Genomic DNA, 3,957 nt, shown 5'->3' on the forward strand with positions numbered 1-3,957 from the left:
CCAGGATCCCCCCCAGCTTGAGCAGAGAATCTGGGTGCTGCTCATCTACCACCACCAAATCGTTGGGCCATTTCAGCCGCAGCGGGATCCCAAGGTTTTGCCGTAAACGGCCCGCAATGCCCCAGCCCAAGGCCAGGGTCAGTTCCAGCAGCGAGTGATGCAAAGGCGGGGATCCCAGCCAAACGGACAGGTATAGTCCCCCCGGCTCCGAGTGCCACACCCGCCCATGTTGACCTTGCCCAGCCCGTTGGCGGGTGCTGACCAAAACTGTGCCCACTGGCAGCGGCTGTGGGAACCGACGGCCCCAATCCAAGAGCAGCCGATTGGTGGAATCGGTCACCGCCACTTGCAGCAGATGGCGGCCCCACCGGCCCGCCTGGGATCCCAGCCGCGAGGGAGAAAGCATCTCTACCCGGGATTAGCTCAACACAATGTCTTCCGCCGGACGCTGGGCCAGCCGCTTGAGGTTTTGGTAGCGCAACATGTCCAGCAGATCATTGCCCGAGCGCCCCTCCAGACGGGCCTCCACATGCAGCGCCTGCCCTAGGGCCTCCACCGCCTGCAGCCGCGGGATCCCGCGCAACACCAGGCGATCCACCGCATAGGCGTCAGCAGCCAACAGACGACGGTCATTGGTTTGGTCGCGGCGCAACTGCCAGAGGGCCAAGCCACTCAAACCACCCGAAACGGTTGCTCCCACGGGATCCTGTTGTACGGCCTCGAAGATCAAGCTCAACCCCCCCAGAGCTGCTATGGCCAGGTAAAAGTCGATCTGCCGCGACACCGCCCGACTGTAGTAGCCCACCTTGTGCAGGAACAGCCCCGCCCGCTGCAGGGGGGTAAATTGCCGCCACTCGTAGGGCTTGATGAACAGCCGCATCTGCCGTTCCCAGGGCATTTGCCGACGGCCTTTGATCACCACCGTTTGCCGTTCCGAGGCGGGCAAGATCTTCACACTCTCCCGCATACTGGCTGGCAGCAGATCCAACAGGCGCTCAATCTCCGCCTGATCCAGAACGTAGTTTTCGTAGCCGTAGTATTCCGAGTTCATGCCGGGCCTGCTCCTCAGCTTAGTCCCATCGCCTGACGCATCTCTCGCACCGCCCGATCCAGCCCCACCAGCACCGCTCGACTGATAATGCTGTGGCCAATGTTCAGCTCCTCCATGCCAGGGATCCGCGCCACTGGGCCGACATTCCAGTAGGTAAGACCATGTCCCGCATTCACCCGCAAGCCCAGCTGAAGAGCCTGTTGGCTGGCCTTTTCCAGGTGGTCAAGTTCCACCTGCCGCTGAGCTGCGGATGAGGCTTCTGCATAGCGCCCCGTGTGGAGCTCCACCCAGCGGGCTCCCACTTGGGCAGCAGCAGCAACTTGGGTCGGATCTGGGTCGATAAACAAGCTGACGGGAATGCCGGATCCCTGCAGTTGGCCGACCACATCCCTGAGGCGCGACACCTGCCCCGCCACATCCAACCCACCTTCGGTGGTGATTTCCTCCCGCCGCTCAGGAACCAAAGTGACGTAGTCAGGCTTAATCTCCAGGGCAATCGCCACCATCTCCTCGGTGGCTGCCATCTCCAGGTTGAGGTGGGTGCGCACAGTTTGCCGCAACAGCCGCACATCCCGATCTTGAATGTGACGGCGATCCTCGCGCAAGTGCACCGTAATGCCATCTGCCCCCGCCAGCTCGGCAATCACCGCTGCCGCTACCGGATCTGGCTCCACCGTGCGGCGTGCCTGTCGAAGGGTGGCAATGTGGTCGATGTTAACTCCAAGACTTAACAAGGCTTTACTGCTTTGGGTGTAGAGGAGAATACCCCTAGTATTACATTATTCAATTTACGCCGGTCAGATGAGCCAGGATGCCATGGGCCTCAGGCCGCGAGGGTGTAGGCTTTACTCTATGATCAGGTAGCGACGTCTCGCCTGTGCGGGATCCACTCCGGGCTTGCCATGACTGATCCAGATGCCTCTCTGGCGGTGGGACAACACTCCATTGTTGACCGGGCGCGAGTGCCGGCCTTAATTGCCCAGTACTTGCCGGTGGAGATCTGCATTTACTACCAAGTCGTCCCCTTGGCCCTGGATACCGACAGCCTCATCTTGGGCATGGTGGATCCCCAGGATTTGGCGGCGTTGGACTATGTGAGCAAAATGCTGGCCTATTCCCAGATTTCCGTCCAGCCAATCCCTCTCACCGCTCAGCAGCAGCAGGATTTAATTGCCTACTACTTCAGCCATCCCCCCGACCCGGCAGAGGTGGAGCGGCTGCGCCTCCAGGCCCAAGCCAACCGGGTGACTCGGGAGGTTCCTGCTCCCGTGTCGGGGCCACCCACGCAGTTGAGGCCAACCCAGCCTCCGTCCGTCCCCGCCGACGAATCAGAAGAGACAGTGCAGCAGTTGCTCAACTCGATGCTGCGGCGGGCTTTGGATGAGAAAGCCGAGCAAATTTTCGTGGAGCCTCAAGAGGGGCCTTCTTGTCGAGTGCGCTACCGCCAGCAGGGGATTTTGCGGGATTTGTTCAAAGATCTCTCCGAGTCCATACGAGCGAAGTTGATCACCGCCATGAAGCGGATGATGGCGCTGGATCCGGAGTTGATCGGGGAGCCGCAGCAGGCAGAGGTGGAGCGGATGTACCGGGGGGAGCCACTGGTGTTGCAGTTGCGCATCATACCGCAGCGCTCCAAAAGTGGCCAGACTGCCGCCTCTAGAGAAGGGGCCATCTTGAGCATCCTGCGAGGGGAAGCTCTCCAGAAATATCAACAAGGCCAGAATAACCTCCGCGTCTCTGAGACCCTAGCTTTGGCCCAACAGACCTATCAACTGCTGCAACAATTGCAAAGTGCTCTCAGCAACACAGTTGACAAGCTTAAGCAGTACCCCAGTCCGCCGCGGAGCGACTGGCCCCTGATGACGGAGGTGTTGGCAGCTATTCAAGCCCAAGCCCAGATGATCGCCATCCACCAGCAGGACTGGGAAAAACTCAATTCCGGCAGTTGACCCCCCAAAACCAGCCCCGAGCAACATCCCTTCAACGGGATCCCTCCCGCAGCAGCACCAAAATCACTCCGGCAATGATGCTGATGGTGGCACCGGCAATCAGGCTGGTGGCTAGACGTTCCAGCCGTTCCCCGATGGTTTGTGAGGTGTCGAACTTAAAAGTGAGCTTTTCGACATCACCTGAGAGCTTTTCGACATCGCCCGAGAGCTTTTCGACATCGCCCGAGAGCTTTTCAACCCGCTCCGAGAGTTTTTCGCTATCCCCTGAGAGCCGATCGATCCGCCTCAAAACTTCCTCTTGTTGTTGGGTGAGACGAGCTATTGCTTGGCTATTGGCCTCGACCAGGCGCTCGACTCGCTCTAGGCGCTCTTCTGTTGAAATCGTCATAGGGGCTAACAGTCGCGAGTACGGTACACCAGAATACCCATCCTATGCTATTGCCGGCTGTTCGTCTCTCCGGCAGGGGTTTAATGGGAGGGCATCCCATTCTGCTGCCCTGGATTGGGTGCGGTAATCTTGAGATCGTGAAGTCTTGTTCGTTAGCTTCCATGCCGTCAAAAGATCCAACTCCTCTGCCCAAGCCCCAGTCGCCATCAGGGGAAACCCCTGCCAGCTCGGGATCCCGCAGCTGGTGGCAGGCGCAACGGGAAAACCTTCTGACGGTGGTGCTGGCTCTGTTGCTGGCCTTCGGCATTCGCACCTTTGTGGCAGAGGCGCGTTGGATCCCCTCCGATTCGATGCTGCCCACTCTGGAAGAAGGGGATCGGCTGGTGGTGGAAAAGGTCAGCTACCGCTTTGGTTCGCCCAGACGAGGCGATATTATTGTTTTCAACCCTCCCGCCAAACTGAACTTCGACGGGGCCTACATCAAGCGGGTGATCGGCCTGCCGGGAGATCGCATTCGCATCGCCAACGGTGAGGTCATCATCAACGGGATCCCGCTGCGGGAAGACTAC

The 3,957-nt window shown here is 59.6% G+C and carries 6 protein-coding genes; 2 read left to right on the forward strand and 4 right to left on the reverse strand.

Features of this window, described 5'->3' with window-relative positions:
* The 3 genes from NW837_RS13775 to NW837_RS13785 form a co-directional block, all read right to left on the reverse strand.
* On the reverse strand, window positions 1-406 hold a 406-nt coding region (locus NW837_RS13775), incomplete at its 3' end, for a biotin--[acetyl-CoA-carboxylase] ligase (protein WP_414332175.1).
* 12 nt (window positions 407-418) lie between these two features.
* Entirely contained in the window at window positions 419-1,051 is a 633-nt protein-coding gene (locus NW837_RS13780; RefSeq protein ID WP_011432111.1) for a DUF3318 domain-containing protein, read from the reverse strand.
* A 14-nt stretch (window positions 1,052-1,065) separates the two neighbouring features.
* Window positions 1,066-1,785, reverse strand: a complete 720-nt coding sequence (locus tag NW837_RS13785) for a pyridoxine 5'-phosphate synthase (protein ID WP_414332176.1) — start codon at window positions 1,783-1,785, stop codon at window positions 1,066-1,068.
* Between the two features lie 168 nt (window positions 1,786-1,953).
* Here NW837_RS13785 and NW837_RS13790 point away from each other — a divergent pair, with 168 nt between their 5' ends.
* Window positions 1,954-3,000 carry a hypothetical protein gene (locus tag NW837_RS13790; protein WP_414332177.1) on the forward strand — a complete coding sequence of 349 codons (1,047 nt, stop codon included), beginning with the start codon at window positions 1,954-1,956 and terminating at the stop codon, window positions 2,998-3,000.
* 31 nt (window positions 3,001-3,031) lie between these two features.
* Here NW837_RS13790 and NW837_RS13795 read toward each other — a convergent pair whose 3' ends face one another.
* Complete coding sequence (locus tag NW837_RS13795; RefSeq protein WP_011432108.1) at window positions 3,032-3,388, reverse strand: hypothetical protein; 357 nt, start codon at window positions 3,386-3,388, stop codon at window positions 3,032-3,034.
* Window positions 3,389-3,549: 161 nt separating this feature from the next.
* Between NW837_RS13795 and lepB the strand changes: the two genes are divergently transcribed.
* Window positions 3,550-3,957: signal peptidase I (gene lepB / locus NW837_RS13800; RefSeq protein WP_414332178.1), on the forward strand; the 408-nt coding region annotated here is incomplete at its 3' end.

Source organism: Synechococcus sp. R6-10, from assembly GCF_047461815.1.
GTDB lineage: Bacteria > Cyanobacteriota > Cyanobacteriia > Thermostichales > Thermostichaceae > Thermostichus.